Annotated in this window: 20 protein-coding genes and 1 pseudogene; 8 read left to right on the forward strand and 13 right to left on the reverse strand. The window is 74.0% G+C overall.

The genetic code is table 11. From position 1 onward, the window contains the following. Positions 1-31 precede the first annotated feature (31 nt). Positions 32-1,468 carry an aminopeptidase P family protein gene (locus ACIPLC_RS28665; RefSeq protein WP_400475909.1) on the reverse strand — a complete coding sequence of 479 codons (1,437 nt, stop codon included), beginning with the start codon at positions 1,466-1,468 and terminating at the stop codon, positions 32-34. 112 nt (positions 1,469-1,580) lie between these two features. Here ACIPLC_RS28665 and ACIPLC_RS28670 point away from each other — a divergent pair, with 112 nt between their 5' ends. After that, a complete protein-coding gene (locus tag ACIPLC_RS28670) occupies positions 1,581-2,231 on the forward strand; it encodes a helix-turn-helix domain-containing protein (RefSeq protein WP_400475910.1) in 651 nt (216 codons plus the stop codon). Between the two features lie 257 nt (positions 2,232-2,488). Here the strand turns inward: ACIPLC_RS28670 and ACIPLC_RS28675 are convergent, their stop codons facing one another. The 4 genes from ACIPLC_RS28675 to bioB are packed head-to-tail and all read right to left on the reverse strand — an operon-like array spanning position 2,489 to position 6,331. Beyond that, a complete protein-coding gene (locus ACIPLC_RS28675) occupies positions 2,489-2,935 on the reverse strand; it encodes a hypothetical protein (protein ID WP_400475911.1) in 447 nt (148 codons plus the stop codon). A 54-nt stretch (positions 2,936-2,989) separates the two neighbouring features. Then, on the reverse strand, positions 2,990-3,748 hold the full coding sequence (bioD, locus tag ACIPLC_RS28680) for a dethiobiotin synthase (RefSeq protein ID WP_400475912.1): 759 nt from the start codon (positions 3,746-3,748) through the stop codon (positions 2,990-2,992). Beyond that, positions 3,745-5,049, reverse strand: coding sequence for an adenosylmethionine--8-amino-7-oxononanoate transaminase (locus ACIPLC_RS28685; RefSeq protein ID WP_400475913.1), 1,305 nt, complete (start codon positions 5,047-5,049; stop codon positions 3,745-3,747). The genes bioD and ACIPLC_RS28685 overlap by 4 nt, the downstream gene beginning before the upstream one ends. A 31-nt stretch (positions 5,050-5,080) precedes the next feature. Beyond that, the gene (gene bioB / locus ACIPLC_RS28690) at positions 5,081-6,331 is read right to left on the reverse strand and encodes a biotin synthase BioB (RefSeq protein WP_400475914.1); all 1,251 of its coding nucleotides are present in this window, start codon (positions 6,329-6,331) and stop codon (positions 5,081-5,083) included. A 306-nt stretch (positions 6,332-6,637) separates the two neighbouring features. Between bioB and ACIPLC_RS28695 the strand changes: the two genes are divergently transcribed. Beyond that, positions 6,638-7,495, forward strand: a complete 858-nt coding sequence (locus ACIPLC_RS28695) for a hypothetical protein (protein WP_400475915.1) — start codon at positions 6,638-6,640, stop codon at positions 7,493-7,495. A gap of 90 nt (positions 7,496-7,585) precedes the next feature. Here ACIPLC_RS28695 and ACIPLC_RS28700 read toward each other — a convergent pair whose 3' ends face one another. Further along, positions 7,586-10,078, reverse strand: a complete 2,493-nt coding sequence (locus tag ACIPLC_RS28700; RefSeq protein WP_400475948.1) for a DEAD/DEAH box helicase — start codon at positions 10,076-10,078, stop codon at positions 7,586-7,588. 171 nt (positions 10,079-10,249) lie between these two features. Between ACIPLC_RS28700 and ACIPLC_RS28705 the strand changes: the two genes are divergently transcribed. Both ACIPLC_RS28705 and ACIPLC_RS28710 read left to right on the forward strand, forming a co-directional pair. Continuing rightward, a complete protein-coding gene (locus ACIPLC_RS28705) occupies positions 10,250-11,449 on the forward strand; it encodes an 8-amino-7-oxononanoate synthase (RefSeq protein WP_400475916.1) in 1,200 nt (399 codons plus the stop codon). 82 nt (positions 11,450-11,531) lie between these two features. Next, positions 11,532-12,053 carry a hypothetical protein gene (locus ACIPLC_RS28710; RefSeq protein ID WP_400475917.1) on the forward strand — a complete coding sequence of 174 codons (522 nt, stop codon included), beginning with the start codon at positions 11,532-11,534 and terminating at the stop codon, positions 12,051-12,053. A gap of 27 nt (positions 12,054-12,080) precedes the next feature. Here the strand turns inward: ACIPLC_RS28710 and ligD are convergent, their stop codons facing one another. Continuing rightward, positions 12,081-13,088 (reverse strand): non-homologous end-joining DNA ligase, encoded by a 1,008-nt coding sequence (gene ligD, locus ACIPLC_RS28715; RefSeq protein ID WP_400475918.1) that lies wholly within the window; start codon positions 13,086-13,088, stop codon positions 12,081-12,083. An 81-nt stretch (positions 13,089-13,169) separates the two neighbouring features. Between ligD and ACIPLC_RS28720 the strand changes: the two genes are divergently transcribed. Next, positions 13,170-14,231, forward strand: coding sequence for an ATP-dependent DNA ligase (locus ACIPLC_RS28720; protein ID WP_400475919.1), 1,062 nt, complete (start codon positions 13,170-13,172; stop codon positions 14,229-14,231). Between the two features lie 86 nt (positions 14,232-14,317). Here ACIPLC_RS28720 and ACIPLC_RS28725 read toward each other — a convergent pair whose 3' ends face one another. Then, the gene (locus ACIPLC_RS28725) at positions 14,318-15,757 is read right to left on the reverse strand and encodes a serine hydrolase domain-containing protein (protein ID WP_400475920.1); all 1,440 of its coding nucleotides are present in this window, start codon (positions 15,755-15,757) and stop codon (positions 14,318-14,320) included. 467 nt (positions 15,758-16,224) lie between these two features. Between ACIPLC_RS28725 and tdh the strand changes: the two genes are divergently transcribed. Further along, positions 16,225-17,253, forward strand: a complete 1,029-nt coding sequence (tdh, locus tag ACIPLC_RS28730; protein ID WP_400475921.1) for an L-threonine 3-dehydrogenase — start codon at positions 16,225-16,227, stop codon at positions 17,251-17,253. 32 nt (positions 17,254-17,285) lie between these two features. Next, complete coding sequence (locus tag ACIPLC_RS28735; protein ID WP_400475922.1) at positions 17,286-18,479, forward strand: glycine C-acetyltransferase; 1,194 nt, start codon at positions 17,286-17,288, stop codon at positions 18,477-18,479. Between the two features lie 255 nt (positions 18,480-18,734). Here the strand turns inward: ACIPLC_RS28735 and ACIPLC_RS28740 are convergent, their stop codons facing one another. Further along, positions 18,735-20,309: a TolB family protein gene (locus ACIPLC_RS28740; protein ID WP_400475923.1), complete on the reverse strand. Its 1,575-nt coding sequence runs from the start codon at positions 20,307-20,309 to the stop codon at positions 18,735-18,737. A gap of 216 nt (positions 20,310-20,525) precedes the next feature. Beyond that, complete coding sequence (locus ACIPLC_RS28745) at positions 20,526-21,965, reverse strand: TolB family protein (RefSeq protein ID WP_400475924.1); 1,440 nt, start codon at positions 21,963-21,965, stop codon at positions 20,526-20,528. A 198-nt stretch (positions 21,966-22,163) separates the two neighbouring features. On the opposite strand from ACIPLC_RS28745, the gene ACIPLC_RS28750 reads away from it, so the two are divergent. Further along, a complete protein-coding gene (locus ACIPLC_RS28750) occupies positions 22,164-23,075 on the forward strand; it encodes a LysR family transcriptional regulator (protein ID WP_400475925.1) in 912 nt (303 codons plus the stop codon). A 107-nt stretch (positions 23,076-23,182) separates the two neighbouring features. On the opposite strand, the gene ACIPLC_RS28755 is transcribed toward ACIPLC_RS28750, so the two are convergent. From ACIPLC_RS28755 to ACIPLC_RS28765, 3 genes and pseudogenes are all read right to left on the reverse strand, one after another. Further along, positions 23,183-23,869, reverse strand: a complete 687-nt coding sequence (locus ACIPLC_RS28755; RefSeq protein WP_400475926.1) for a TetR/AcrR family transcriptional regulator — start codon at positions 23,867-23,869, stop codon at positions 23,183-23,185. Between the two features lie 76 nt (positions 23,870-23,945). Beyond that, a complete protein-coding gene (locus tag ACIPLC_RS28760; RefSeq protein ID WP_400475927.1) occupies positions 23,946-25,106 on the reverse strand; it encodes an FAD-dependent oxidoreductase in 1,161 nt (386 codons plus the stop codon). A gap of 361 nt (positions 25,107-25,467) precedes the next feature. Continuing rightward, positions 25,468-25,629 (reverse strand): annotated as a pseudogene (locus ACIPLC_RS28765) (alkene reductase); the annotation flags it as partial. Positions 25,630-25,733: the final 104 nt, after the last annotated feature.

Raw genomic sequence — 25,733 nt, forward strand, 5'->3', positions numbered from 1 at the left:
GTGCCCGGGTGCCGCACGGCGTTGTCCGGGCTCAGCCGCGCAGCTCGGCGAGCCAGGCCTCGACCTCGGTGGAGGTACGGGGCAGGCCGGCCGACAGGTTCTCGTTGCCGCCCTCGGTGACCAGGATGTCGTCCTCGATCCGGACGCCGATGCCGCGGTACTCCTCGGGCACGGTCAGATCGTTCTGCTGGAAGTAGATGCCCGGCTCGACGGTGAGCACCATGCCCGGCTCCAGCGGGCCGTCGACGTGCTCCTCGGTGCGCGAGTGGGCGCAGTCGTGGACGTCGAGGCCGAGCATGTGGCCGGTGCCGGCCAGGGTGAAGCGGCGGTGCAGGCCCAGCTCGTACACCTTGTCGGCGGTGAGGTCGCCGAACAGGCCCCAGGATGTGAGGTGTTCGGCGAGCTCGCGCTGGGCGGCACGGTGGAAGTCGCGGAAGTCGGCGCCGGGCCTCACCGCGGCGATGCCGGCCTCCTGCGCCGCGTACACGGCGTCGTAGATCTTGCGCTGGAGCGCGGTGAACCGGCCGTCGATCGGCAGGGTGCGGGTGACGTCGGCGGTGTACAGCCGGTTGGTCTCCACGCCCGCGTCGAGCAGCAGCAGCTCGCCCGGCCGGGCGCGGCCGTCGTTGCGCACCCAGTGCATCGTGGTGGCGTGCGGGCCGGCCGCGGCGATGGTGCCGTAGCCGACGTTGTTGCCCTCGATCCGGGCCCGGACGAAGAAGGTGCCCTCGATCAGCCGCTCGGCGGTCTCGGTGTCGGTGCCGAGGACCCGCACCACGTCCTCGAAGCCGCGGGCGGTGGCCTCGCAGGCGAAGCGCAGCTCGGCGATCTCGAACTCGTCCTTGACCAGGCGCTGACCGGACAGGAAGACCCGGAACTCCTCGTCCCGTTCGGCCGTGACCTTGTCCCGCAGCGCCTCGTCGACGCCCGCGTCGTGGCCGCGCAGCAGGCGCACCGGGCCGGTGGCGGCGCCCAGGTCCGCGCGGACGGTGCGGACGTCCCGGCAGGGCAGGCCGAGCAGCCGCTCGCTCTCGGTCAGGCTGTTGCGGCGGCCGTCCCACAGCTCGCCGTGGTTGTCCAGCCAGAACTCGCCGTTGTCGAGGCCGGAGCGGTCGCGCAGGTACACGGCGGCCAGGTGGCCGGTGTCGCCGGTCGGCTCCAGGACCAGCACGGCGTCCTCGGACTGGTCGCCGGTGAGGTAGACGTAGTCGGAGGTCGGGCGGAACGGGTAGTCCGTGTCGTTGGCCCGCACCTTGGGGTTGCCGGACGGGACGACCAGGCGCTCGCCGGGGAAGGCCGCGGACAGCTCGGCGCGGCGGCGGGCGGTGTGCGCGGCCTGCGGGATCGGCTCCAGGGCGAGGCGCTCGGTGTCGGCCCAGCCCTGCTTCATGTTCTCGGCCAGTTCGTCGGTGACGCCGCGAGTGAGGCCGTTCTTCCGGTACTTGATGGTCTCGGCGGGTTCGGTCACTACGGTCTCCTGGTGAGGGTGGTGGATGCGAGGTACTTCGCTACGCTGACCCGTCCGTCGGCATGCGTCCCGTACGGTATATCGAACAGCGTCCGGAGAGAAGAGGTCCTGCGTGAGCGTTTCCGAGAGATCCGTCCGGGGCGTCCTCGCCGCCAACCTGAAACGCGTCCGGGCCCAGCGCGGGCTGTCGCTCTCCGAGCTGTCCCGGCGGGCCGGGATCGGCAAGGCGACGCTCTCCCAACTGGAGTCCGGTACCGGCAACCCGACGCTGGAGACGGTCTTCGGGCTCTCCCGGATCCTCGGAGTGCCGATCTCCGACCTGGTCGACGGGCGGCCCGCCGGCGAGCTGACCGTGGTCCGCGCCGCCGACGTCGAGGCGATCAGCGGTGCGGGCGTCGACCTGCGTCCGCTGCAACGGATCGAGGCCGGGGACTCGGTGTTCGAGGTCTACGACCAGCAGGTGCGCCCCGGCGCCACCCAGGACTCCGGCGGCCACGTCGGCACCGAGCACACCGTCGTCCAGGCGGGCCGGCTGGGCGTGCGGGTGAACGGGCGCGAGACCGAGCTCGGGCCGGGGGACTACGTCGGCTTCGACGCCTCGCTCCCGCACGCGTACACCGCGTTGGACGGCGAGCCGGTGCGCTCGGTGCTGATCCTGCACCACCGGGCGGAGCAGCGGCTGCACCTGGCGGAGCGGGTCTCACCACGCCCCTCGCCGGAGCCCTCGCCATGGCCGGCCTCGGGCCCTACGCCGTGGCACTAGCCGTGCTGGCCCTGCTGGCCGTGTTGAGCCGCAGCGGTTCGCCCGCCCGTGCGTGACGTTCGGTTTACCGAACGCGAGGTGGGTTGCCACCGTGACGGCAGGGGGCCGGCCGGCGGGCCGACCGACGGGCCGACCGACGGGCCGGCCGGGACGTACCGGAGAGACCGGCACCTTCATGGTCGTCGAGGGCCGATGAGGGGGCAGGCACGACGGCGCGGGCTTCGAGAGGTCTCGAAGCCCGCGCCGAGGTTCCGGTGTCAGGCGCCGTTGAGGGCGTAGCTGCGGAAGGTCGCCAGCAGGGGGAGGACCTCGGTCTGGCTCGGGTCCTCGGTCACGGCGCGCATGGAGTCGATCACCGCGCGGGCGATGGCCTTGGTCACCGCCAGGTCGTCCGGGGGCGCGAGGGCGCCCCAGGTCTTCAGGGCCTGGGTGAGCAGGGCGCTCATCCGGGCGCCGATGTTGGAGCTCACCGCGTCGGAGAGCTCGGCGATCTCCTCGTCGCTCATGGTGGACCGCAGGCCGAAGGCCAGGGCCATCAGGGTGTCCATCGCGTGCTCGCCGTACGCGGCGACCAGCGCCGGGAGCGACCGCTCGTCCGCACCGCCGGCGGCGAGGGCGGACAGCGCCTCGTCGTCGTCCTTCCACGCAGCCTCCAGGGCGGCCAGGGCCCGGAGAGACTCGTCTACCGTCATCCCGTCTGTCATGGGAGGAACGGTATTGAGCCCGTAGCGTCCGAACCCAGGGTTCGGGCGCCGGAATCACCCCTTCGAGCGAAGCGGGGCCCGTTCGGGTCGGTGGGAGTGCGTGAAGTGCTCCGCGTTCCAGGTGCCGCCCAGCTCGGGGGAGAGCGAGGCGAGGGCGAGGGCGGCGAAGTCCGCGGCGGCTGCGGCGCGTTGCGGCAGGGCGCCGAGCAGCGGGGCGCCGGCCGAGCGCGGCAGGTCGGCGAGGTTGCACCGTTCGGCGAGCCCGGGGGCGGCGGGCCAGGAGCCGACGAGCACGCCCGCCAGCGGCAGCCGGCGGGCGGCCAGGGCCTCCGCCGAGAGCGCGACGATGTTCAGCGTGCCCAGCCCGGCGGAGGCGACGAGCAGGACCTCGGCCGACAGCCCGGCGTCCAGGACGGCCCGCGCCTGGTCGGCCAGGGTGCGGCCCTCGTCGTCGTAGCGGACGAGCAGCCCGCCCGCGCCCTCGACCAGCACCAGGTCGTGCGCGGCGGCCAGTTCGGCGACGGCGGCGGCCACCTCGGCGGGGGAGAGGAAGGGCATCCCGGCCCGCCGGGCGGCGGTGTCGGGCGCCAGCGGCTCCGGGTAGCGGACGAGTTCACGGATCGTCAATTCACCTGCCAGGCGCCGGACTTCGTCGGCGTCACCGGGCTCGCCGGGGGCGATCCCGGTCTGTCCGGGCTTGAGCACCGCGACCCGCAGACCGGCCCGCAGCGCGGCCGAGGCGACCGCCGCCGTGGCGACGGTCTTGCCGACGTCCGTGTTGGTGCCCGTCACGAACAGGATGCGGGCGCTCATCCGGCCACCGCCGCAGCGGTCACGGCGGCGGCGATGCGTGCCACGTCCTCGTCCTCCGTCACGTAGGGGGGCATGGTGTAGATCAGGTCCCGGAAGGGCCGCAGCCAGACGCCGGCCCGGGCGGCCGCCTCGGTGGCCGCGGGGACGTTCACCGGGTGGTCCAACTGGACGACGCCGATGGCGCCCTGGACCCGGACGTCCCGGACGCCCGGGAGGCCGGCGGCGGCCGTGAGCCCGTCGGCCAGTCCGGCCTCGATGCGCTTGACCCCGACCGTCCAGTCCTGGCCCAGCAGCAGCTCCAGCGAGGCGTTGGCGGCCGCGCAGGCCAGCGGGTTGCCCATGAAGGTCGGCCCGTGCGCGAGCACCGGCATCTCGCCGCGGCTGATGCCGTCGGCGACCTCGCCGGTGCACAGCGCGGCGGCGAGGGTCAGGTAGCCGCCGGTGAGTGCCTTGCCCAGGCACATCACGTCCGGCGAGACGCCCGCGTGGTCGGCGGCGAACAGCGCGCCGCTGCGGCCGAATCCGGTGGCGATCTCGTCGAAGACGAGCAGCACCCCGTACCGGTCGCAGAGTTCGCGCAGCATCCGCAGGTAGGCGGGGGAGTGGAACTGCATCCCGCCGGCGCCCTGCACCACCGGTTCGACGATGACGGCGGCCAGCTCGTCGGCGTGCCGGGCCATCAACTCCTCGAACTCGGCCGCGTACCCGGCGTCGAGCGGGGCGTCGAACCCGGCTGGCGGCTGCGGGGCGAACAGCTGCCCGGGCAGCACCCCGCCCCACAGGTGGTGCATGCCGCCGTCCGGATCGCAGACGGACATCGGGTGGAAGGTGTCGCCGTGGTACCCGCCGCGCCAGGTCAGCAGCCGGCGCTTGGCCGGGCGGCCGGTGGACTGCCAGTACTGGAGGCACATCTTCATCGCGACCTCGACGGCCACCGAGCCCGAGTCGGCGAGGAAGACGTGTTGCAGCGGCTCGGGCGTGATCTCGACCAGCGTCGCCGCCAGCCGGACGGCGGGCTCGTGGGTGAGCCCGCCGAACATGACGTGGCTCATCCGCCCCAGCTGCTCGCGCACGGCCTCGTCCAGCACCGGGTGCCGGTAGCCGTGGATGGCCGCCCACCAGGACGACATCCCGTCGACGAGCTCGCGCCGCCCGCCCGCGACGGGCTCGGCGAGGCGCAGCCGGACCCCGGAGGCGGATTCGACCACGTACGGGGTGGCGGTGCCGGGCATCGGCCCGTACGGGTGCCAGACGTGGGCGCGGTCGAGGGCGAGCAGCGTGTCCGCGGACAGCTGGGGCATGATGCGTCAGTCTCCAGAACTGCCAGAACGGTCAGGCGTTGGGCGCGAGTTCGGTGCCGGCGCCGCGCAGCCGGACCTTGACGAGGTCGCTGCGCAGCTCGTCACCCGAGGCCTCGATGGCGGTCGCGGTGGCGGTCAGGGCGTCGGCCGCCTCCGGGGCCGGGGCCGCCTCCGGGGCGTGCGCGTGCCCGCCGCACGGGCCGCAGCCGCCGCCGCTGCCGCAGGCCGACGCGGCGGTGCCGCAAGCCGACGCGGCGGAGGAGGCCGCCGCGACGTCCGCGCGGTGGCGGGGCAGGGTGGCCTCGCCGGCGCCTTCGACCTCGAACCCGGCGTCCTTGATCATGTCGAGGTCGGTCTGCCCGGCCTGGCCCTCGCTGGTCAGGTAGTCGCCGAGGAAGATCGAGTTGGCGAGGTGCAGGCCGAGCGGCTGCATCGAGCGCAGGTGCACCTCGCGGCCGCCGGCGATCCGCACCTCGGTGTCCGGGTTGACGAAGCGGACCATCGCCAGGATGCGCAGGCAGCGCTGCGGGGTGAGGTTCCACTCCTTGGCGAGCGGCGTGCCCTCGAACGGGATCAGGAAGTTGACCGGGACGGAGTCCGAGCCGAGCTCGCGCAGCGCGAACACCACGTCGACCAGGTCCTCGTCGCTCTCGCCCATGCCGGCGATCAGGCCGGAGCAGGCGGACAGGCCCGCGCCGTGCGCCTTCTTCACGGTGTCCACCCGGTCCGCGTAGGTGTGGGTGGTGGTGATGTCGCCGTAGGTCTTCTCGGAGGTGTTGAGGTTGTGGTTGTAGGCGTCGGCGCCGGCCGCCTTCAGCCGCTCCGCCTGGTTGTCGGAGAGCAGGCCGAGGCAGACGCAGATCTCGACCTCGGGGTCGGCCTCCTGGATGGCGGCCATGGTGTCGGTGACCCGGTCGATGTCACGGTCCGTGGGGCCGCGGCCGCTGGCGACCAGGCACACGCGCTTGGCGCCGCCGGCCACCCCGGCGCGGGCCGCCTCGGCGGCCTGGTCGGGCTTGAGCCAGGTGTACTTGAGGATCTCGGCCTTGGAGCCCAGCCGCTGCGAGCAGTAGTTGCAGTCCTCCGGGCAGAGCCCGCTCTTGAGGTTCACCAGGTAGTTGAGCTTCACGCGCCGGCCGAACCACCTCCGGCGGACCTTGCCGGCCGCGGCGACGACGTCCAGCAGTTCGTCGTCGGTGGTGGCGAGGACGGCCAGCGCCTCCTCGCGGGTCGGGACGTCGCCGCGCAGGCCCTTGGCGGTGAGGGTATCGAGCAGATCCATGGGGCCGATCCTGCCTGGTGGCGCTCGAATGGCGCCAGAGGAAACCCGCCAGAAGATCGGCGGAAGGATGTGCCACTTGCCACAGTGTCGAAGCTCACGGCGTCGGTGCTGGTCACGAGCTTGACGCTGGTGCGAATCGGAGGTTACCCGCCGGTAGGCGGCGGTCGCGGCGAAGGTCCGGGCAAACCGGCGGAGGGCGGTCACCGGTACGGGCGGAGGGCGGTCGCGGGCACCGGCGTGCGGCGGCGATCGGCAACCGCCCACCCCGTGATCCACGCCACCCGACGGTTGCTTAGAATCTGCGCCATGACCACGCAGGGGGAGCGCACCCCGACTCCGGGAGAGGGCCAGGACGGCCAGGCAGGGCGGCGGACCGGCGGGGCCGCCGGCGCAGGCGGGGGCCTGAGCGGCAGTCGGGTCGGTGGCAGGGGGCGGCGGCTGACGGCCCGCCGGGCGGTGAGCTGGGTCGTCGTGGTGGGAGTGGTGGCCGCCGGCGGATGGATCATCACCCGCCCGATGCCCGGCGACTACATACCCGGGCTCGGCCCGTCCACCAAGGACGCGGCCGGGACGCCGCCGGTGGTGGGCGCCCCGCCGCCGCGCACCGACCCCGAGGGGCTCAACGCGGACACCTTCTTCCCGCCCCAGCGCCCGGTCGAGGTCGGCGCCTACAAGGCCCGGCGCAACGGCATCCGGCAGGGCGACAACTGCACCGAGGTGCTGCAGGACCGCACCCAGGAACTGCTCAGGGACACCGGCTGCCAGGCCTATCTGACCGTCAGCTTCACCGGCCAGGACCGCCCGGTCCTCAGCAGCGTCACCGTCCTGCGCTTCGGCGACCAGGCCGCCGCCGTCCGGGCCGCCGACACCCTGCGCGGCAAGCCCGGCGCGCTCGCCTTCATCCTCCCGGACGCCAACGCCGCCCCCGCGCCGTCGTCCGGCGCGCCCAAGGCGGCCGGCGAGCCGCGGGTCGAGGCGGTCGGCCACTACGTGACCGTGACCAACTCCCGGCTCGGCGAGGCCCGCGCGCCCGGCCCGAGCACGGGCGCCCCGTCCACCCCGGCCCCGGGGTCGTCGGGCCAGGCGCCCAGCACCGAACAGACCCTGGAGGAGGCCACCCGCGCGCTCTCCTACGCGGTGGGTGCGCCGTTCGTCTGGATGTGACGTCCGCGCCGGACCCCCGCCTGGGTCCTGTCCGACCGGACCGGGGGCTCGTGTCGAAACCGGGCCCCCGGGAGGTGAATTGACGGCCCGTCAGCCGCCCAGCCGGTCCACCGCGGTGACCCGCAGCACCGCCCGGCCCTCCTCGTCGGAGCCGAACAGGTCGACCTCGGCGCTGATGCCCCAGTCGTGGTCGCCCTCCGGGTCGTCGAAGATCTGCCGGACCCGCCAGGCGGAGTCCTCCTCCTCGATGATCAGCATCTTGGGGCCGCGCGCGTTCGGGCCGGTGCCGAGGTCGTCGTACTCCTCCCAGTACCCGTCCATGGCGTCCGCCCAGCGGTCCGCGTCCCAGCCGTACGAGCCGTCCAGCTCGGCGAGCTCCTCGTAGTGCTCCAGCGCGCACAGCTCGACCCGGCGGAACAGCTCGTTGCGCACCAGCACCCGGAACGCCCGCGCGTTCGCCGTCACCGGCGCCGGCCTGTCGTCCAGCGTCACCTCGGGGGCCTGCGGGTCCGTCGGGTTGGCCAGCTGCTCCCACTCGTCCAGCAGGCTGGAGTCGACCTGGCGGACCAGCTCGCCGAGCCAGGCGATGACGTCCTTCAGGTCGTCGGTCTTCACGTCCTCGGGGACGGTCTGCTCCAGCGCCTTGTACGCGCTCGCCAGGTAGCGCAGCACGATGCCCTCGGTGCGCGCCAGCTCGTAGAAGCCGACGTAGTCCGAGAAGGTCATCGCCCGCTCGTACAGGTCGCGGACCACCGACTTCGGCCTCAGCTCGTGGTCGCCGATCCACGGGTGCGCCCGGCGGTACACCTCGTACGCGTGGGTGAGCAGCTCCTCCAGCGGCTTCGGGTAGGTGATCTCCTGGAGCCGCTCCATCCGCTCCTCGTACTCGATCCCGTCGCGCTTCATCTCGCCGACGGCCTCGCCGCGCGCCTTGTTCTGCTGCGCGGCGAGGATCTGGCGCGGGTCGTCGAGGGTCGCCTCGACCACCGAGATCACGTCCAGCGCGTACGAGGGCGAGGTCGGGTCGAGGAGCTCGAAGGAGGCCAGGGCGAAGGTGGAGAGCGGCTGGTTGAGCGCGAAGTTCTCCTGGAGGTCGAGGGTGAGGCGCACGATCCGGCCCTCGGCGTCCGGCTCCGGCAGCCGCTCGACCACGCCGCCCTGCAGCAGGGAGCGGTAGATCGCGATCGCGGTGCGGATGTGCCGGCGCTGCGCCGCGCGGTCCTCGTGGTTGTCGGTGAGGAGCTTGCGCATCGCCTCGAAGGCGTTGCCGGGGCGGCCGATCACCGACAGCAGCATCGCGTGGCTCACCTTGAACCGGGAGACCAGCGGCTCCGGGTCGGCGCCGATCAGCTTGTCGAAGGTCTCCTCGGTCCAGCCGACGAAGCCCTCCGGCGCCTTCTTGCGCACCACCTTGCGCTTCTTCTTCGGGTCGTCCCCGGCCTTGGCGATCGCCTTGTCGTTCTCGATCACGTGCTCGGGCGCCTGCGCCACCACCTGTCCGACGGTGTCGAACCCGGCCCGGCCGGCCCGGCCTGCGATCTGGTGGAACTCCCGGGCGCGCAGGATCCGCACCCGGTTGCCGTCGTACTTGGACAGCGCCGTGAACAGCACCGTACGGATCGGCACGTTCACCCCGACGCCCAGCGTGTCCGTCCCGCAGATCACCTTCAACAGGCCTGCCTGGGCCAGGCGTTCGACCAGCCGGCGGTACTTCGGCAGCATGCCCGCGTGGTGCACGCCGATGCCGTGGCGCACGAAACGGGACAGGTTGCGGCCGAACTTGGTGGTGAAGCGGAAGCCGCCGATCAGGTCGGCGATGGCGTCCTTCTCCGCCTTCGAGCACATGTTGATGCTCATCAGCGACTGCGCCCGGTCCACCGCCTCCTTCTGCGTGAAGTGCACCACGTAGACCGGCGCCTGGCCGGTCTGCAGCAGCTCCTCCAGGGTGTCGTGCATCGTGGTGCGGCGGTACTCGTAGAACAGCGGCACCGGGCGGGTCGTGTTGCGCACCACCGTCGTCGGGCGGCCCGTCCGGCGGGTCAGGTCCTCCTCGAAGCGGCGCACGTCGCCGAGCGTCGCCGACATCAGCAGGAACTGCGCCTGCGGCAGCTCCAGCAGCGGGATCTGCCAGGCCCAGCCGCGGTCCGGCTCCGCGTAGAAGTGGAACTCGTCCATGACCACCTGGCCGACGTCCGCCCGGAGCCCGTCGCGCAGCGCGATCTGCGCCAGCACCTCGGCCGTGCAGCAGATGATCGGCGCGGTCGGGTTCACGCTCGCGTCGCCGGTCATCATGCCGACCTGCTCGGTGCCGAACATCTTGACCAGGTCGAAGAACTTCTCCGACACCAGCGCCTTGATCGGCGCCGTGTAGAACGTCCGCTTCCCCTCCGCCAGCGCCGCGAAGTGCGCGCCCGCCGCCACCAGGCTCTTGCCCGAGCCGGTCGGCGTCGCCAGGATCACGTTGTTCCCCGACACCAGCTCGATCAGCGCCTCCTCCTGCGCCGGGTACAGCGTGATCCCGCGCTCCTCCGCCCACGCGGCGAAGGTCTCGTACAGCGCATCGGGCGTGGCGGGCTTCGGCATCAGATCAAGGAGGGTCACCCGGCTATCTTGCCTGCTCGCCGCCACCCCGGGCAAAGCCCGCCATCAGCCGGCACCCGCCCCGGGACTGTTCGGATCGCTGCACCGGCGGCCGCGAAGCTGTGCGCGGTCGCCCATTGATCGCGGCGGCGGGGGCGTGCCAGAGTGCCGGGCATGGTCCAACCGCTCGCGTCCGGGACGCACACCACCGACCTGGCCCCGGCGGCCGTCTTCGACTGGCTCGACGAGGCCGCCGGGCTGCGGGCCGAGGCCGGTCTGACCCGGCGGCTGCGCAGCCGCGCGGCGCAGGACCCGGTGCTCGACCTGGCCGGGAACGACTACCTGGGGCTGACCAGGCACCCGGTGGTGACGCGGGCGGCGGCCGAGGCGGCGGTGCGGTGGGGCGGGGGGTCGACCGGGTCGCGGCTGGTGACCGGGACGACCGCGCTGCACACCGAGCTGGAGGAGGAGCTCGCCGCGTTCTGCGGGGTGGAGGCGGCGCTGGTGTTCTCCTCCGGGTACACCGCCAACCTGGCCGCGCTGACCGCGCTCACCGACCCGGACACGCTGATCGTGTCGGACGCCTACAACCACGCCTCGCTGATCGACGGCTGCCGGCTCGCCCGCGCGGACGTCCACCGGGCCCCGCACAGCGACCCGCAGGCCGTACGGGAGGCGCTGGGGCGCCGGACGCAGCGGCGGGCGCTGGTGGTCAGCGACTCGGTGTTCTCGGTGGACGGCGACGCCGCCCCGCTGCCCGGGCTGTCCGCCGCCGCCCGGGCGCACGGCGCGGCGCTGCTGGTCGACGACGCGCACGGGCTGGGCGTCCTCGGGCCCGGCGGCGCCGGGGCGCTCGCGGCGGCCGGACTGGCCGGGCAGCCGGACACCGTCGCCACCGTCACGCTCTCCAAGTCGCTCGGCTCGCAGGGCGGCGCCGTGCTCGGGCCGCGCCGGGTGATCCGCCACCTCACCGAGACCGCCCGCACCTTCATCTTCGACACCGGCCTCGCCCCGGCCGCCGTCGGCGCGGCCCTCGCCGCGCTGCGCCTGCTGCGCGCCGAGCCGCACCGCGCCGACCGCACCCGCGAGGTGGCCCGCGGCCTCGCGGCCCGGCTGACCGCCGCCGGGCTCCGGGCCTGCGAGCCGGACGCGGCCGTGGTGTCGGTGCGCGCCCCGGGTGCGGAGGCCGCCGTCGCCTGGGCCGCCGACTGCCGGCGGGCCGGGCTCGCCGTCGGCTGCTTCCGCCCGCCGTCCGTCCCGGACGGGGTGTCCCGGCTGCGGCTCACCGCGCGCGGGGACCTGACGGAGGCGCAGCTCGCGGAGGCGGTCCGGATCATCGCCGAGCTGGCTCCGGCGGGCGCCCGGGTCGGCTGACACCGGGCGGGATCGGCCGGGACCGGGCCGCTCCTGCAACCGCCCGGCCGCCGGTGGCGTCACCCCCGGCGGGGGTGAGCCGATGGGGGTGGCGGTGCGGCGGTGGGGGCCGGTGGCGGCCGGGGTGCTGCTGGTGTGGCTGGCCGGGTGGCTGGTGGGCGGACCGGCGCGGCAGTTCGGACAGGCGGCGGGGCTGGTGGGGGCGCCCGGGACGTTCCGGGCGGAGCGGTGTCTGATCCCGGCGTACGACGACGGCCCGCCCCCTTCGGACTGCCGGGGCGTGTTCCGTCCGGACGGCGACGGCCCGGCGGACGAGCACGCCCGGGTCTGGGCGGGCGCACCGGTGGGCGAGGACGTCCGAGTGGTGTGCGAGGGGGAGGAGTGCCACCTGGTGTCGGCCGCCGAGGTGGCGCGGACGCTGATGCTGCTGGCGCTGGCCCTGATGCCGGGTGTGGCGGGCGTGCTGCTGGTCGGTGCCGGCCTGCGCGCGTGGCGGGTGGGCCGGGGGCTGGTGTTCTCCGGCGTGGTCGGGGGCGTGCTGCTGTTCACCCTGGTGATGCTGGGCGGCGTCTTCTGGTTCGTGCTGTCCATGACGGGGATGTGAGCCCGGCCGGATCCGTACGATGCGCCGTTACGTCTTCCGCGCCCGGCTGGGCTGCACCCTGGTCGGCTCGCCCGCCGCCTTGGGGTGGTCGGGCGGGTACGGGAGTTCGCCGAGGCCCTCGTCGTGCAGTTGCTTGTCGTACAGCTCCAGCAGGCTGTCCAGGCGGAACGCCTGGCCGTCCATCTCGGCGTTGAGGTCGCCGAGTTCGGCGAAGCGGGCGGGGACGGTGCGCAGGTCGAAGTCCTCGGGGGAGGCGTCGTCGAGCTCCTCCCAGCGCAGCGGGGTGGAGGCGGTGGCGCGGGGGCGGGCGCGCAGGGAGTAGGCGGAGGCGATCGTGCGGTCGCGGGCCATCTGGTTGTAGTCGACGAAGATCCGCTCGCCGCGCTCCTCCTTCCACCAGGCGGTGGTGACCTGCCCGGGCATGCGCTGCTCCAGCACCCGGCCGAGCGCGATCACCGCGTGCCGGCCGTCGGTGAACGTCCACTCGGGCACCAGCGGGACGTACACGTGCAGGCCGCGCCCGCCGGAGGACTTGGGCCAGCCGCGGAGTCCGTGCTCCGCCAGCAGGGCGCGCAGTTCGTGGGCGGCGCGGACGGCGTCGTGGAAGTCGGTGCCGGGCTGCGGGTCGAGGTCGATGCGCAGTTCGTCGACGTGCTCGGTGTCGGAGCGGCGGACCGGCCAGGGGTGGAAGGTGAGGCAGCCGAGGTTGGCGGCCCACAGCACGGCGGCCGGCTCGGTGGGGCAGATCTCGTCGGCGGAGCGGCCGCTGGGGAAGCTGATCCGGGCGGTGGGCAGCCAGTCCGGCAGGCCCTTGGGGGCGCGTTTCTGGTAGAAGAACTCGCCGTCCACGCCGTCCGGGAAGCGCTGCAGGGTGGTGGGCCGGTCGCGCAGTCCGCGCAGCACCCCGTCGGCGACGGCCAGGTAGTACTGCGCGACGTCCAGCTTGGTGAAGCCGCGCTCGGGGTAGTACACCTTGTCCGGGTTCGACAGCCGGACGCTGCGCCCGGCGACATCCAGTTCCACGGCTGAGCCCATGGCTCTCACGCTAAGGGCGCCGCGTCCGGCGCGCGTCTTTTCGTCGCGCGGCTTCCGGCCGTGCGCGCGAGGATCGGAGCCATGGACCTGCCCGTGATGCCGCCGGTGGCGCCGATGCTCGCCAAGTCGGTGGCGAAGATCCCGCCGGGGATGCAGTACGAGGCCAAGTGGGACGGCTTCCGGACGATCGTGTTCCGCGACGGCGACGAGGTGGAGCTCGGCAGCCGGACCGGCAAACCGCTGACCAGGTACTTCCCCGAGCTGGTCGCCGCGCTGCGGCGGGAGCTGCCGCCGAGCTGCGTGCTGGACGGCGAGGTGGTGATCGCCCGGGACGGCCGATTGCGGTTCGAGGAACTGCTGGAGCGCATCCACCCGGCGGCCAGCCGGGTGCGGCTGCTGGCGGAGCGGACGCCCGCCTCCTTCATCGCCTTCGACCTGCTCGCACTCGGCGACCTCCCGTTGCTGGACGAGCCGCTGTCGGTGCGCCGCGCGGCCCTGGAGACGGCGCTCGGCGCCGCCCGCGACCCGGTGTTCACCGCCCCCGCCTCCACCGACCGCGACGTGGCGCAGGCCTGGTTCGCCGAGTACGAGGGCGCCGGGCTGGACGGGGTGGTGGCCAAGCCGCTGGACCAGCCGTACCGGCCGGGCGAGCGGACCATGTTCAAGATCAAGCACGCGCGTACCGCCGACTGCGTGGTGGCCGGCTATCGCGAGCACAAGAGCGGCCCGGTGGTCGGCTCGCTGCTGCTCGGCATCAACGACGCCGAGGGCCGGCTCCAGCACGTCGGCGTCTGCGCCGCGTTCTCGATGGCCCGCCGCTGCGAACTCGCCGAGGAACTGGCCCCGTTGCGGATGGCGGACCTCTCCCGGCACCCGTGGGGCGGCTGGGCGGACGAGGCGGCGCACGCCGAGGGCCGGCTGCCGGGCGCGGTCAGCCGGTGGACCGGTGGCAAGGACCTCTCCTGGGTCGCGCTGCGCCCCGAGCGGGTGGTCGAGGTCGCCTACGACCACATGGAGGGCACCCGCTTCCGGCACACCGCGCAGTTCCGCCGCTGGCGGCCGGACCGCACGCCGGAGAGCTGCACCTACGCGCAGCTGGAGGAGCCGGTCTCCTACGATCTGGCCCGCGTGCTGGGGAGTTGACGGCACGGCACGGCACGGCACAGGCACGACACAGGCACGGCACAGGCCCGGCCCGGTGATCCGGGCCGGGCCTGCGACGGGTCGGGTCAGACGTTGACCGAGGTCGGCGAGTTGGAGGCGGATCCCGGGGCGGTCGGCGAGGAGGAGGGCGAGGCCGACGGCGACGCGGATCCCGAGGGCGAGGCTGACGGCGACGCGGATCCCGAGGACGAGGCCGACGGCGAGGCGGTGTTCATCGGCGGGAGCGAGTAGACGTTCTTCGGCGAGACGATCTGCGTGATCGCCTGCGCGAACAGCGAGGACGGCTCCGAACCCTGGTACGTCACATCGGTGTTGAGCAGCACCACCAGGGCGGCCTGCGACTGCGGCAGGTACACCGCCACGGTCTCGTAACCGGGCAGCGAGCCGTTGTGCCCGATCCACCCGTTGTTGTCGAACAGCCCGAGGCCGTAGCGGACGCCGGGGTCGCCGGTCGGCAGGGTCTTCAACCGCTGGCCCTGGGTGGCCGGGTTCAGCAGGGAGCCGGTGGCCAGGGTCTTCGCCCAGTTCTGCAGGTCGGTGAGGTCGGAGATGACCGCCCCGGCCGACCAGGCCCAGGACGGGTTCCAGTCGGTGGCGTCCGTGGTCTCGCCGTTGGGCGTCTGGTCGGTGTAGCCGTGGGCGTGCGGGTCGGGGAAGCTCGCGTCGGTCGGGAAGACCGTCCCGTTCAGGCCGGCCTGGGTGAACACCTGGTCCTTGAGGAACTGGCCCACGGGCTCCCCGCCGGCCTTCTCGATGACCTTGCCGAGCAGGATGTAGTTGCTGTTGCTGTACTCGAACTTGCTGCCCGGCGGGAAGTTCGCCGGGTGCTTGTACCCGTAGGCGAGCAGCTGGTCGGGCGTGAACACCCGGTTCGGGTCGCTGATCAGCGCGTTCACGAAGTCCGGGTCGGAGCTGTACGGGAACAGGCCGCTGCGCATCCCGGCGAGCTGGCGGATGGTGATGCCGTCGCCGCCGGGCACGCCGTCCACGTACTTGGAGACCGGGTCGTCCAGGCCCACCTTGCCCTGGTCGACCAGCCGCAGCACGCCCGTCGCCGTGAAGGTCTTGGTCACGCTGCCGATCCGCGTGTTCAGGTCGGGCGACATCGGGGTGCCGGCGACCTTGTCGGCCTGGCCGAAGGCCCGCTGGTAGCTGCCGCCGGGGGTGGTGATCCCGACGATCACGCCGGGGGTGGAGGTCCGGCCCATCACCTGCTTGATCGCGGCGTCCAACTGGTTGGCGATGTCGGGGGTCAGCGGCACCACCGTGCCGGCCGAGCCGCTCGCCGGGCTGCTCGGCGAGCCCGAGCCGGCGGCGGAGCCCGACGCGGACGGGCTGAGCGCGGCCGGCTCGGCGGTGAGCGCCGCGCCGTCGGCCGGCCGGGCCGGCGTCGACCCGCCGGAGCAGGCCGCGCTCGCGAGCAGGCCGGTCAGCGCCAGGGCGGCGCAGGCCGCTCGGCGGGTGGAACGGGACGCGGCCGGATGTGGCCGTCGGATCTTGGTCATGGGTCGAGGCGCCTCTCTGGGGCGGGCGGCCCCGGAGCGCTGCTCCACGGAGCCGGCGGGGGAGCGCCGCCACCGTAAGCACCGCCGGTGCGCCCCCGCGCGTCGGCCGCCGCGGGGCTGACCCGAACGGACCCAGCGGTCAGCCGAGTGCCCCGGCCGGCTGGCGCACGCCGCCTCCCGTGCTGTCAAGGACCGCCGCCCGCTGGGGGGTTGGTGTCGCCGAAGTCGGCCCGCGCTCGGCCGGACGGGTGAGCACCGGCACGCCGCGCCCGCCCCCGGCCCCAGCTCGGGCACGATCGTTTAGCCCAGCTGTGGCCGCCCTTAAGAATTCCTCGATGGACCGCACCCCCTCTCACCAGGCAGATTTCTGCCTGCCCGGAACGCGTCCGCCAGGAACGGCCACACCGGGGCCACTCGGCCTGCCCACCCCCAAGGCCGCCCCACTCGTACGTCAGGAGCCGTCGCCCGTGAAGGCACTCGTCAAGCAGAAGGCCGAGCCCGGCCTCTGGCTGGTGGACGTCCCCAAGCCCGAGATCGGCCCCGGCGAGGTGCTGATCAAGGTGCTGCGGACCGGCATCTGCGGCACCGACCTGCACATCCGCAACTGGGACGGCTGGGCCCAGCGGACCATCACGACCCCGCTGGTGCTCGGCCACGAGTTCGTCGGCGAGGTCGCCGAGATCGGCGCCGGCGTCGCGGACATCGCGGTCGGCGACCTGGTCAGCGGCGAGGGCCACCTGGTCTGCGGCAAGTGCCGCAACTGCCAGGCCGGCCGCCGCCACCTGTGCCGCAACACGGTCGGCCTCGGCGTCGGCCGGGACGGCGCCTTCGCCGAGTACGTGGCCCTGCCCGCCTCCAACGTCTGGGTGCACCGGGTGCCGGTCGACCTGGACGTGGCCGCGATCTTCGACCCGTTCGGCAACGCCGTCCACACCGCGCTCTCCTTCCCGCTGGTCGGCGAGGACGTGCTGATCACCGGCGCCGGCCCGATCGGCATCATGGCCGCCGCCGTCGCCAAGCACGCCGGCGCCCGCAACGTGGTGATCACCGACGTCTCCCCGTACCGCCTCGACCTGGCCCGTGAGGTCGGCGTCACGCTGGCGCTGAACGTCGCCGAGCACACCATCGAGGAGGGCCAGCAGAAGCTCGGCCTGCGCGAGGGCTTCGACGTCGGCCTGGAGATGTCCGGCCGCCCCGAGGCGATGCAGTCGATGATCGCCAACATGACCCACGGCGGGAAGATCGCCGTGCTCGGCCTGCCCGCCGAGCAGTTCCCGGTCGACTGGGCCTCGGTCGTCACCTCGATGCTCACCATCAAGGGCATCTACGGCCGCGAGATGTTCGAGACCTGGTACGCGATGTCCGTGCTGCTGGAGGGCGGCCTGGACCTCGCCCCGGTGATCACCGGCCGGTACGCCGCCACCGACTTCGAGGCCGCCTTCGACGAGGCCGCCAGCGGCCGCTGCGGCAAGATCATCCTCGACTGGACCGCCTGAGCCCCCCCGTTCGCCCTCGTTAGGAGTCCGCAGTGTTCGACAACGTGCGCGCCGACATCGCCACCACCCTCGACGAGATCCGCGAGGCCGGGCTCTTCAAGCCCGAGCGGGTCATCGGCACCCCGCAGAGCGCCGCGGTCACCGTCACCGGCGGCGGCCGCCCCGGCGAGGTGCTGAACTTCTGCGCCAACAACTACCTCGGCCTGGCCGACCACCCCGAGGTGCTCGCCGCCGCCAAGGACGCACTGGACCGCTGGGGCTACGGCATGGCCTCGGTGCGCTTCATCTGCGGCACCCAGGACGTCCACAAGGCACTGGAGGACCGCCTCTCGGCCTTCCTGGGCCAGGAGGACACCATCCTGTACTCCTCCTGCTTCGACGCCAACGGCGGTGTCTTCGAGACCCTGCTCGACGACCGCGACGCCGTCATCTCCGACGCGCTCAACCACGCGAGCATCATCGACGGCATCCGGCTCAGCAAGGCCCGCCGCCACCGCTACGCCAACCGCGACCTGGCCGACCTGGAGCAGCAGCTCAAGGAGACCCAGGACGCCCGCCGCCGCCTGATCGTCACCGACGGCGTGTTCTCGATGGACGGCTACGTCGCCCCGCTGCGCGAGATCTGCGACCTGGCCGACCGCTACGACGCCATGGTCATGGTCGACGACTCGCACGCCGTCGGCTTCGTCGGCCCCGGCGGCCGCGGCACCCCCGAACTGCACGGCGTGATGGACCGCGTGGACATCATCACCGGCACCCTCGGCAAGGCGCTCGGCGGCGCCTCCGGCGGCTACGTCGCCGCCCGCCGGGAGATCGTCGCCCTGCTGCGCCAGCGCTCCCGCCCGTACCTGTTCTCCAACTCGCTCGCCCCGGTGATCGCGGCGGCCTCGCTGAAGGTGCTCGACCTGGTCGAGCAGTCCAACGAGCTGCGCGAGCGGCTGGCGGCCAACACGGCGCTGTTCCGCACGAAGATGACCGAGGCCGGCTTCGAGATCCTGCCGGGCGACCACCCGATCGCCCCGGTGATGATCGGCGACGCGGCCAGGGCCGGCCGGCTCGCCGAACTGCTGCTGGAGCGCGGTGTGTACGTGATCGGCTTCTCGTTCCCGGTGGTGCCGCACGGCCAGGCCCGGATCCGGGTGCAGCTGTCGGCCGCGCACTCCACCGAGGACGTCGAGCGCGCCGTCGCCGCCTTCGTGGACGCGCGCGCCGCGCTGGGGGAGTAGGGCGTGCCCTAGCCCGCACAGGCTGCCCGCGGGCCGGTCCGCTCGGAACCGGACCGGCCCGCGGGCTCACCACCGGACCGGCCCGCGGGCTCACCGTCGTCGTGGGGGGGGGGGGGGGGGGGGGGGCCCCCCCCCCCCCCCCCCCCCCACGGCCCACCAACCACCTGCCCCACCCTCCCGCTTCGGGGGCGGGACGCCGGCCCGGCCGACGTCCCGCCCCCGTCCGCGGTTCACGGGGCGGGCGGCGGTCGCCGGTCAGTCGTCGTCCTGGTCCTGTCCCTGGTTCTGGTCCTGATCGTCGCCGTCGCCGTGGTGCCCGGTGGCGCGGGCGAAGACCTGGGAGTCGGTGCTCGCCGGGCCGCCGGTGCCGGCGAGCAGGTTCCCGCTGGTCGAGCTGAACACCACCGTGCGGCCGCGGGCGTCCACGACCGGGTCGGTCGAGGAGCCGTTGCCGAGCGAGCCGTCCGGAGCGGTGGTGATCCGCTCGGTGCGGCCGGTGCGCAGGTCGTGGCGGTAGACGTCCCAGCCCGGGTGCTGCGGGCCCGCCACCAGGTTGTCGGCGGCGGAGGCGAAGTAGACCCAGCGGTTGTCGGCGGTGATCCGGGCGTGGTCGGAGGAGCCGACCGAGGTGGTGCCGGGCAGGCCGCCGCTGATCTTCGTCACGGTGCCCTTCCCGAGGTCCCGGACGTACAGCACGGTGTGGAACCGGTGGCCGCCGGTCGACCCGCCGGGCTCGGGCAGGGCGTAGATCGCGCGCCGCCCGTCGGGGCTGATCGTCGCGTCGAAGCTCGGGGCGCCGAGCTTGCCGTCGAGGTCGAGGCTCGCGGCGGAGATGCGGCCGGACTCCACGTCGTAGGTGTAGTAGGGGGCGGTCACCGGCCGGGCCAGGTTCGGCTGGGCCAGGCCCTTCTGCGCGCTGTGGGGCAGGGCCGGGGCGATGCCCGGGGCCGGCTCCACGTCGGCGGGGGCGGCGGCGCCCCCGGCGGCCGGGGCGGGGGTCTGGTCGGCGGGCAGCAGGTTGCCGGCCATGGAGGTGAAGCCGATGGTGCGGCCGTCCGCGCTGATCGTCGGGTGGAGGGACATGCCGTCGCCCGGCTTGCCGTCCACGCCGCGGGTCACCAGCTTGGTCTTCCCCGTCCAGCGGTCGGTGACGTAGATGTTGTAGTCCCAGGTGTAGGGCCTGGCCAGCGAGGGGGCGTCGCCCTGGAGGTCGGGGACGAGGTCCTTCCGGCTGGAGCCGAAGACCACGTAGCGGCCGTTCGCGCTGATCGAGGGCGCGTAGGAGGCGTGGAACTTGTCGGTGTCGGTGCCGGTGAGCCCGCCGCTGATCAGCTCGGTGCGGCCGGTCCTCCGGTCGCGGACGTACACCTCGGTGCGCCCCTGGACCTGCATGCCGGGCACCACGCTCTCGGCGTCGCTGTCGAAGGCGACGTAGCGGCCGTCGGCGTTGATCGCGACGTTGTCGGTGAAGCCGTTCAGCGCGCTGCCGTCGGCGGACAGGTTGATCCGCTCGGTGCGGCCGGTCCTCAGGTCGCGGACGTAGGCGTCGCGGGCGCTCTTCGCGGGCTGGGACACCAGGTTCGTGGCCCAGGAGGTGAACAGGGCGTAGCGGCCGTCGGCGCTGATCGCCTGGCTCCAGGACTGGTTGTCCGGTGCGGCGCCGTTCAGCCCGACGCTGACCTGGACGGTGCCGCGCGGCGCCCGGTCGGCCCGGTCGGCCTGGGAGGCCTGGGCGGGTGCGGCGGTCGCGGCGAGTACGGCGGCGGCCGCCAGGATGCTGCCACCGCCGACCAGCCACCGGTTGCGGGTGGTGCGGGTGCTGTGTGCCATGAGGTCTGTCCTTTCCCCCTCTGATCGCCCGGTCGGGCTCCCTCCCGGCGACGGGCTCTCGGGAGAGCCAATCGCCGGGAGGCGTGGTGGTCAACGGCCACGGGTGATCTCGGCGGAAAATACGTCAACCAACGTATCCCGCAAGGGGATCGGGCCACTCGGACATGCCCTCGGGGTGTCCGGCACGCCCTGGGCGAGTGGCCCGATCCCCGGGGGTCACCGGCGGCGCAGGAAGACGTCCGAGGCGTGGTTGGTGTCACCGGGGACCAGCGTGCCGTCCTCGGCGGTGAAGATCGTCGTGAGGCCGAGGGCGTCGATCGCGGGGCCGTAGGAGGCGCCGGTGCTCTGCGAGCCGTCCTGGGCCCGGCTCACCAGCTCGGTGTGTCCGGTCCGGAGGTCGCGGCGGAAGACGTCGGTCTGCTGGTTGGTGTCGCCGGGGACCAGGTTGTCGGCGTCGGAGTCGAAGTAGACCCAGCGGTCGTCGAGCGTCATGACGCCGTTGGAGGACGACTTGGTGGTCGTGGTGCCGGGCGGCGTGGCGCTGACCTTGGTGAGCTTGCCGGTGGCCAGCTCGCGGGCGTACACGTCGAGCCGGGTGCGGTGCGGGGCGTCCCCGCCGCCGAAGACCGGCAGGCTGTAGATCGCGTAGCGGCCGTCGAGGCTGATCCGGTTGTCGAGGCCGGTGCCCCGGAACGCGCCCGTCTCGTCGATGCTGCCGGCGCTGGTCCGGCCGGTGTGCGCGTTCCACACGAAGAACGGGTAGTAGCGGGGGCCGGTCAGCCGGGGTTCGGCGCCCGCCGCGGGCCGGGCCGGGGCGGCGGCCTCGGCGGCCTCCGCGGTGTCGCTCAGGCCGGTCGGGGCGTCGGTCGCGGTGGCGGCCGGCTGGTCGGGCGGCAGCAGGTTGCCCGCCCGCGAGGTGAAGCCGATGGTGGAACCGTCGGCGCTGATGGTCGGGCGGAAGGAGTTGTTGTCGGCGGTGCCGCCGTCGGCGCCGGTGGTCACCAGCCGGGTGGTGTGCGTCCAGCGGTCGGTGACGTAGATGTTGAACTTGCCGCGGTGGACGCCCGGGGCGAGGTCGGTGCGGTCGGAGGAGTAGGTGACGTAGCGGCCGTCCCAACTCAGGCTGGGGGAGAAGGCGTTGCGGATCGTCTGGTCGTCGGTCGAGGTCGTCCCGCCGGCGGTGACCAGCTCGGTGTGGCCGGTCCAGAGGTCGCGGACGAAGACGTCGCTCTCGTGGTGGGGCTGGCCCGGCACCGCGTTGGTCGCCGTCGTGCTGAACGTGACGTACCGGCCGTCGCCGCTGATCGTCCCCTCGGCGGTCTCCGCGTTCAGCTGGGAGCCGTCGTCGGCGACGCTGACCCGCTCGATCCGCTTGGTCCAGAGGTTCCGGACGAAGAGGTCGGTCACGCCGTTGGTGTCGTTGGGCACCAGGTTGGTCGCCGACGAGGAGAAGAGGGCCGCGCGGCCGTCCAGGCTCAGTCCGAGCGCGTACGAGAAGCCGTCGGGCTGGGCACCGTTCAGCCCCTCGCTCACCCGGGCGGTCTCGCCGGACGGCCGGGCCTCGGCGGCCGGCAGCGCGGTGCCGGCCGCGACGGCGGCGGCCACCAGGACGCTGCCGGTCCGGGCCAGCCAACGGCGGGTTCGTGCGGTGGTCATGGACATCCTCCCCTGATGACGGCGCCGGGCCCTCGACACCCCCGAAGCCCGGCTCGGGAAGAGCCAAGCGCCGCCCGGCCCGGAAGGTCAACAAGGCGAAGCGATCTCGTCCGGAAATACGCCACAGGTCGTACCGCCCGCTCCGCGCGGGCCCCGGCCCGGTCGGGTCCGCCCCGGCACGCTGGCAGAATTGGCCTTGTGATCGACGCCCGACGGCTGCGGACCCTGCGGGCCGTGGCGGACCACCGCACCGTGACCGCCGCGGCGGCCGCCCTCTACCTGACCCCTTCCGCGGTCTCCCAGCAACTGGCCGCCCTGGAGCAGGAGACCGGCCACCACCTGCTCGCCCGCGAGGGCCGGGGCGTGCGCCTGACCGCCGCCGGGGAGATCCTGCTCGGCCACGCCGACGCCGTGCTCGCCCAGTTGGAGCGCGCCGAGGCCGACCTCGCCGCCTACAGCGCGGGCGTCTCCGGGGAGGTCACCGTCGCCTCCTTCGCCACCGGCATCGCGCTCGTCCTCGCCCCGGCGATCGGGCTGCTGGCCGCCCAGGCGCCCGGTGTGCGGCTCAAGGTGCTGGACGCGGAGGGCGACGCCAGCCTGCCGATGGTCCTGGACGGCCGGGCCGACCTCGCGGTGGCCGTCGAGTACCGGGGCGCCCCACGCGCCGACGACGCCCGGCTCACCCGCGTCCCGCTGTACGCCGAGCCGTTCGAGGCGGTGCTGCCGCTCGGCCACCCGCTGGCCGCCGAGGACGGCCCGCTCGCCGTCGCGGCCCTGTCCGACGAGCGGTGGATCGGCCCCTACCCGGGCAACCCCTGCCACGACGTCGTCCTGCTGGCCTGCGAGCACGCCGGCTTCCAGCCGCGCCTGGTGCACTCCTCCGACGACTTCCGGGCCGTCGTCGCCCTCGCCTCGGCGGGCGCCGGCGTCGCCCTCGTGCCGCGCTCGGCGCTGCGCGGCGTCGACCTCGGCCGGATCGCCGTCCGGCCGGTGGACAGCGAACTCGCCACCCGCCGGGTCTTCGCCGCCGTCCGGGCCGGGGCCGACGGGCACCCGCTGATCCGCCCGGTGCTGGACGCCCTCGCCGAGGCGGCCGCGGCGGGCGCCTGAGGTCGGCCCGGCGGGCGGGCGGACCAGCGGGCGGTCGGCCCGGTCGGCCCGGTCGTGGCGGTCGCGGTGGTCGCGGTGGTCGCCTCGGGTCAGGCGGGTCGGGCGGGTCAGGCGGGTCGGGGCGTCGTGCGCGTGCCGTTGACGACCACCCGGAACATCCAGGACAGCCGGTCCTCCGGCGCCCCGGACACCAGGTCGTCCCCGAGCGCGGCGATCCTCGGGTAGGCGTCGGCGGGCGCCGTGCGGAGCGCGTCGGTGAGGGCGCCCTGCTCCCGCTCCGCCTGCTCGCCCTGCCGGGCGGACTGCTCGGCGGCGGTGGCGGTGGCCACCTGCAGCAGCACGTCCACGCCCCAGGCCGCCTGCCCGTCCGGCACCCCGCCCTCGTGCAGCAGCGCCAGGACCGCCTCCACCAGGGCCAGGTAGTGGGGCCCGGACGGCCTCGCCACCAACGCGGCGTGGGCGAGCGCCGGGTGCCGGAACAGCACCCCGGTGCAGGAGTTGAGGACGGCGGCCAACCGCTCGCGCCAGTCCCCGGCCGCCGTCACCGGGCTCAGGTCCACCTCCCCGAGGAACTCCTCCAGGATCGCGGCGTGCAGTTCGGCGGCGTTGGCCACGTACACGTAGAGCGAGGCCGGCCCGGTGTCCAGCTCCTGGGCCAGCCGCCGCATGGTCACCCGTGGCAGGCCCTCCGCCTCCAGCACCCGCACGGCGGCGGCGACGATCGCCTCGTGGCTCAGCGCGGGCTTGGCCGGCCGTTCACGGCGGCTGCGGGGTCGGGCGGGGGCGTCGGTCATACCCGTCAGCCTAGCGACCGCGTTCGTGACGAACGGGTTCGCCGGTCGCCCGCCCGTCGCTACCGCCCGCCCGTCGCTACCGCCCGACTGCCGGGGCGGGCCGGGCCGGGGCGCCGAACTGGTCGAGCAGGCCCTGGAGGCCGTCCGGGCCGAACATCAGCTCCAGGTTGGCGGCGGACTCGGCGGCCGAGGCCTCGCTGCGCGGGAAGAGGGCGCGCTCGTAGGCGGTGAGGGCGGCCTCGGGGTCGCCGGGGTGGCGGGCGAGGGCCTGGCCGAGTTCGGCGCCGTCGAGCATGGCGAGGTTGGCGCCCTCGCCGGCGAACGGGGACATCAGGTGGGCGGCGTCGCCGAGCAGGGTGACGCCGGGGGTGCGGTCCCAGCGGTGGCCGACGGGCAGGGCGTGGATCCGGCGCGGGACCAGGTCGCCGTCGGCGTCGGCGAGCAGCGCCCGCAGGCCGTCGGCCCAGCCGTCGAAGCGGGCCAGCACGGCGGCCTTGGCGGTGTCGGGGGCGGTGGTGTCGAGGCCGTCCAGCCAGTCCTCGCCGGCCCGGACGGCGGTGTAGACGTGGATGCCTCCGTCGCCCTCGCGGTGGGCGAGGAAGCCGCGGCCCTCGGCCACGGAGAGGAAGAACCCGCCGCCGACCAGGGCGGCCGCCTCGGGGTGCCGGGCGTCCGCGTCGTGCAGGTCGGCCTCGACGAAGGAGATCCCGGTGTAGGCGGGCCGGGCGTCGGACAGCAGCGGCCGGATCCGGGACCAGGCGCCGTCCGCTCCGACCAGCAGGTCCGTGGTGACGGCCGTGCCGTCGGCGAAGGCGACCTGGTGGCGGCCGTCGCCCAGCGCGCGGGCGCGGACCGCCTTCCGGCCCCAGCGCACGGTGCCGGCGGGCAGGGAGTCCAGCAGGAGGTCCCGCAGCCGGCCCCGGTCGACCTCGGGGCGGCCGCCGGTGCCGTCGTCCTCCTGCTCCAGCCGGACGGCGCCGTCGGGCCCCACTACCCGCAGGGCCTCGCCGCCCGTGTGGACCAGGGCCAGGAACCGGTCGTGCAGCCCGGCGTCGCGCAGGGCCTGCTGGCCGGAGTCGTCGTGGATGTCGAGCAGGCCGCCCTGGGTGCGGGCCTCGGGCGAGGGCTCCAGGTCGAAGACGGCCGCCCGGATGCCGTGGACGTGCAGGACCCGGGCGAGCACGAGGCCCCCGAGCCCGGCTCCGATGACGGCGACGGGAACGTGCTGGACGGTCATGGCCACTCCTTGGATCGGTGCAGGTCGGTGCAGGTCGGTGCCCGGCGGCGCCGGTCGATGTCGGTCGGCGCGGGTTCGCCACCCGCCCCTCCACGGTAACGAACATGTTCGTAACGAACAAGTTCGTCGCCTGGAACGGCCCACCGGACATCCGGGATCGCACCGGACGGGAGTGTGAGAACTTCGCGATCCGGACATGGCGGGATCACTGGCGCACCGCGAGACGAGGCGGGCAGGCTCGGTGCCGGAGAACCAGCCGACGGGAGGCAGTGGACGTGGGATCACCGGTTGCGCCGGACGGGGGCAGCCGTATCGCGAGCTGCGCTCGCTTCGGGAGGACACCCTGCTGACGCTGCGGCCGGACGGCCGAGGGCGCCAGCAGGACGAAGCCCGCCGGCAGGCTGGAGTGGCGCACCAGGTCGGGGTGGCCGATCCGGCCGGTGTGCATGATCTGGGCGAAGACCCGCCCGCCCGCCGCGTGCACCGCGTCGGTGACGTCCTGCCAGGCCCGCAGCTGCCCGGCCCCGGTGTCCCGGGCGTGCCCGCGTACGTCGCCGACTACCTGCTCGACACCACCCGCGCCGCCATCGACCGCACCAACTCCGCCCGGCTCTTCGCCGGGGCGGC

Source organism: Kitasatospora sp. NPDC086801 (assembly GCF_044745805.1).
Taxonomy (GTDB): Bacteria; Actinomycetota; Actinomycetes; order Streptomycetales; family Streptomycetaceae; genus Kitasatospora.